This window comes from Pseudoalteromonas sp. Z1A6, assembly GCF_011378745.1.
Taxonomy (GTDB): Bacteria; Pseudomonadota; Gammaproteobacteria; order Enterobacterales; family Alteromonadaceae; genus Pseudoalteromonas; species Pseudoalteromonas arctica.
The window spans coordinates 1-4381 of record NZ_WTKW01000343.1 but is presented as its reverse complement, the minus strand read 5'-3'; the positions used below and the strand labels follow the sequence as shown (position 1 = coordinate 4381).

General features: G+C 39.6%; 4 protein-coding genes. All 4 read right to left on the bottom strand.

Annotated elements, in window-relative coordinates:
- Positions 1-495 (bottom strand): hypothetical protein (locus tag GQR46_RS16730; RefSeq protein ID WP_165741595.1); only part of this gene is annotated, 495 nt, incomplete at its 3' end.
- A gap of 246 nt (positions 496-741) precedes the next feature.
- Positions 742-1605, bottom strand: coding sequence for a protease HtpX (gene htpX, locus GQR46_RS16725; protein ID WP_165741594.1), 864 nt, complete (start codon positions 1603-1605; stop codon positions 742-744).
- A gap of 280 nt (positions 1606-1885) precedes the next feature.
- A complete protein-coding gene (locus GQR46_RS16720; RefSeq protein ID WP_165741592.1) occupies positions 1886-3439 on the bottom strand; it encodes an FAD-dependent oxidoreductase in 1554 nt (517 codons plus the stop codon).
- 163 nt (positions 3440-3602) lie between these two features.
- On the bottom strand, positions 3603-4286 hold the full coding sequence (gene bioD / locus GQR46_RS16715) for a dethiobiotin synthase (RefSeq protein WP_165741590.1): 684 nt from the start codon (positions 4284-4286) through the stop codon (positions 3603-3605).
- Positions 4287-4381: the final 95 nt, after the last annotated feature.

The window sequence follows — 4381 nt, the reverse complement described above, 5'->3', positions numbered from 1 at the left end:
GGTTATAAACACTTGGCACTTGTTGTAACTAGTAGCAGACTTTTGGGCTATCCCTCTTACTCTAAAATTAGTTAAGCCATTCGCTATTATTAGGTCTTCGTCGGTTATTGATAGCGTATCGACTAGTGCGTTTTGCTCTGATAAAAAGTCGACTTTAAATTTTATATTTTTAAACGAAAAGTCTGATTCATTTTTTATTTCCCCTATACACGCAACATACAAACCATCGGTTTCATTTTTAGTGCTTATTTGGCTTACATTAGCAGTTAGGTTTTTTTGTGCTTGATCTTCAAGACCTGCTACATAAATATTTTGATAAAAAACAAACCCAAAAATACCAACAATACTTAAGGCCAATGCACCAATAATTATGGGATTATTTTCTAAGTTAGAGTACTTAGCTTGAAGAGAGGTGCATTGCGGGCATTTTTTAGCGCGAGAATCAATTGAGCTGAAACACATAATGCATTCTTTAGTTTGCTGAATATCTACCATTACAATAAGCATCCTTGTTAAGTATTAAAACCACCAGCAGTGCTGACCTTTAAGGAGTTTAAGTGTACGCATGCAAAGAATATCCGTAAACACAAATAGCTTAAATAAGTAACGATTTTAGCACCCATTAAAAATAACTGTATATAAAAACAGTGCGCTTGTTTTTAGCATTTTAACGTAAACATAAAAAAGCCAGCGGTTAAGCTGGCTTAGTATATTTACTAATTTATATAGTTACTTACATAGCTACTTACGAAGTGCGTCTATTCGCGCATCAAGCGGTGGGTGAGATGAAAACAGCTCAGCCATACCTTTGCCACTTGCAATACCAAAGGCCATCATTGAACCTTCTAATTGCGATGGGTGGTTTTGCTTTAATCGCTCAAGCGCTGATCGCATTTTGTCTGCACCTACCAATTTAGCTGCACCACTGTCGGCTGCAAACTCACGTTTACGGCTGTAACTTGCAACCACTATGCTGGCAAGTACGCCAAATAATACTTGGAATAACATATCGAATAAGAAATAAGTCCAGCTACTGCCGCCCTCTTCTTCATCGCTATTTATAAAGTTATCTACTATGCCTGCCAGTACTTTTGCAGCAAATATTACAAAGGTATTTACCACGCCTTGTATTAGCGTAAGCGTTACCATATCGCCGTTAGCAATGTGCGATACTTCGTGGGCAAGTACAGCTTCGGCCTGATCTTGGGTCATGTTGTGCATTAAGCCTGTGCTTACTGCTACTAATGAATTGTTTTTACTCGGGCCGGTTGCAAATGCGTTCATTTCGGGGCTGTCGTAAATTGCCACTTCTGGCATTTTAATACCTGCTTTTTGTGCCTGCGCAGATACCGTTTGTACAAGCCAGCGTTCTGTTTCATTACGTGGCTGCGTAATTACTTGTGCACCGGTTGATTTTTTAGCGATCCACTTAGACATAAACAACGAAATAAACGATCCACCAAAACCAAACACCGTAGCTATCAGTAAAATTCCGCCAAGGCTACGATGGCTCAAGCCCAGCGCGCTCATTATAATTGAAAGCACTACACCTAATACCAACATAACCGCTAGGTTAGTTAATAAAAACAAAAATATACGTTTCATATTGTCCTCACAAAAATAGATTTGATCACTAAGCGATTAATGCATTTGGAATTAAATCAGCTAAAAGCAATCACTGCGACATGACACACTATGTCATATCGTTAGCGCTATTCTGTGACAAACTATGTCATAACGCAAGGGTTATTTATGTGTTTATAAATATAATTTTATGGGGTGATAAATATAAAGTAGCAAGGCTTACTGTTTTATATTTATTATAGCAAGCCTATAAATATCATTTTAAATCAGCCAATTGAAACGCAGCCTATTAGTCTGCTTTTTAAATACTGTTATTTACTAATGCCATTTCAACAGGAAAATCACGCTCTTTGGCTAATACTTGAGCCACTGCGGTTATATCTGCATGGCTCGTTTTATTTAGGTATGTCCATTGGTGGTTTTCACGATGCTTATTAATATCGGGCTGATTGCTCACTAAACCTAATTTTATAAACTCTGTAACAATTTCATCGGCTGCTGTGAGGGTTGATGACGCTTTTACATTTTCAGCACGCGCATAACTAATATGCGAATATAAGCTTACATCGGCTACGCGCAAAGTGTCGTCATCCCCTGGTATTTGTTGGCCGCCAAACAGCGCATTATTTTGTGTATTGGCATTTTTAAATGCAGGTACAAATTCGGCTACATAATCAATGGCTTTTTGAATGCGTGTTTGCAGCGCTGCTTTGTCCCAGCCATCTTCAATATAATGCAGGTACTTATTAGGTAGCTTAGGTTGTGCACTTATTGCTGTTGTATCTGCTAAGCCATCGTTAAATAGCGTAATGGCGTTGGTCATCCCGTGTATTTGAAAATATCCGTTAGGGTAAGGCGTCAGCTGCGCCATACCTTCTGGCGTACCACGGTTACCATAAATAATTATTTCGGGTATTTGCCCACCAGCACCTTGCCAATGAGTAATGTAAGAGGCTTTAAATTCGACCATGCGTTTTACATCTACCCCAACCAGGTCGTCAATAATACCGGTTTGAAAACCACACGCATTAATAAGGTAATCTACTTCAAGTGTTTGGGTAGTTGCGGATTGCGATGATTGGTATTCAATATTCCACTTTGATATTTGCTCGCGCGTATTGGTACCGTTAGTTTTTACTGGCGATACGTGTTTAACAAGTGTGTTTGTTAAAACATCAGCATGGTCGTATTGTGCCAGCGCTAATTGCGCACTGGCCGATAGCCTAAATATATTCCAGCCATATTCTTGCGCCACTATGAGTGGGTATTTTATTTTGCTTAAATTTAAATGCTTAGCTACCGGTATCATCCATTCATCAAGCGTTTTGGGCTCTGTTACTTGTTGTTGCTTTTTAAGCTCAAGCATTTGCTCACGACTATATAGCTGGTAATAGTTATTTGGCTCACCTAATACTTTGTTTTTGGCGTCTTGCTTAATAAGCTCTTTGTAGGCTTGAGTTAACTTATCTAGCCTTGGTAGTAAATCTTCTGGCGAGTCGTCATCACGCGTAGGTACTGCAAATACAGTTGGCCTTACATCGATGGTGTAAGGATAAAGGCGCAAAATATCTATACATTGCTTAAGTAAATCTATGCAGTCTTCGTCGGGTATTTCTCGGTATAAATTACCACCAGCATGCAAATGGCACATTGGTGGGCCATCAATTAACGACTTTTTTTTCTCAAAAATGGTTGTTTGTAATCCTAAAGCAGCTAAACGAATCGCAATTGTTGCCCCCGCTGTGCCCCCACCTAATATGCCTACACGCGTTTTTGGTAAACGACTACCTAATGCGTCCACTTCAGATTTTTGGTGCACATTTTGGGTGTAGTTTTTAATAAATGGGTGCGTCATGGTGTGAGGGATGTCCTTGGTGACATTAGTGTAAATGTAGGCTGCGGTTATTAAAGTTGATATGTGTACTAAGGTAGGCTATTTCAAGGCTTAAATACTATAAATATGCGCATGTATTTAATACAAAAACTGCTTTGTATTTAACAAAGCAGTGTTTTAACTTTTAAGAATTTAGATCGAGGGTATTGAGTAAGCTTTTGTATATTTGTAGTTTAGGTGTTTGTTCGCTGTATGGGCTTATAGCCAAAATAGGAAATGGCAAACGTGCTTTAAGCGTATCAAGGTTTGCTTGGTACTCATCCATATTGGGATCTACTTGATTTGCAATCCAACCAACACAATTTACGCCTAAGCTTTGCATATGAGCGGCTGTAAGTAAGGCATGATTTAAGCAGCCTAGCTTCATACCAACAACGAGTATGACTGGTAGCTGCTCAGCCTTTACCCAATCGTATAAATAGTCGATATTATTAATTGGTAGTGCCCAACCACCCGCGCCTTCGGTAAGTAGGTAATCAGCGCCTTGTTGTTTTACGTTTTGATACGCTTCGGTAAGCTTATCAACAGTAATGGTAACACCTACCTGCTTAGCCGCTATATGCGGCGCAATAGGTGGCGCAAAAGCAAACGGATTAATTATATCGTACTTAGCACTAACGGTTGCGCTTTCCATTAGTATGAGCGCATCAGCGTTTACAAGCTGATCGAACGCCATTTCGCAGCCTGCAGCAAGGGGCTTATAGCCAATAGCGTGTTTTTTATGTTGGGCAAGTAGCTTGAGTAGCAAGCTGGTAACGTGAGTTTTTCCGGCATCGGTGTCGGTACCTGTTATAAAAAATTCTTTCATGCGTTGCCTTTAATGTCTTTGGGCTTATTTAGGGTCTGTTGAACTTTGCGGATTAAAATTTGTTCAAACTAGGGGCTATTTAATCGCGGCGCGAG

Excerpts from the sequence above, each read along its gene's own strand:
- htpX (WP_165741594.1), bottom strand. The coding sequence starts at position 1,605 with ATGAAACGTATATTTTTGTTTTTATTAACTAACCTAGCGGTTATGTTG.
- GQR46_RS16720 (WP_165741592.1), bottom strand. The coding sequence starts at position 3,439 with ATGACGCACCCATTTATTAAAAACTACACCCAAAATGTGCACCAAAAA.
- bioD (WP_165741590.1), bottom strand. The coding sequence starts at position 4,286 with ATGAAAGAATTTTTTATAACAGGTACCGACACCGATGCCGGAAAAACT.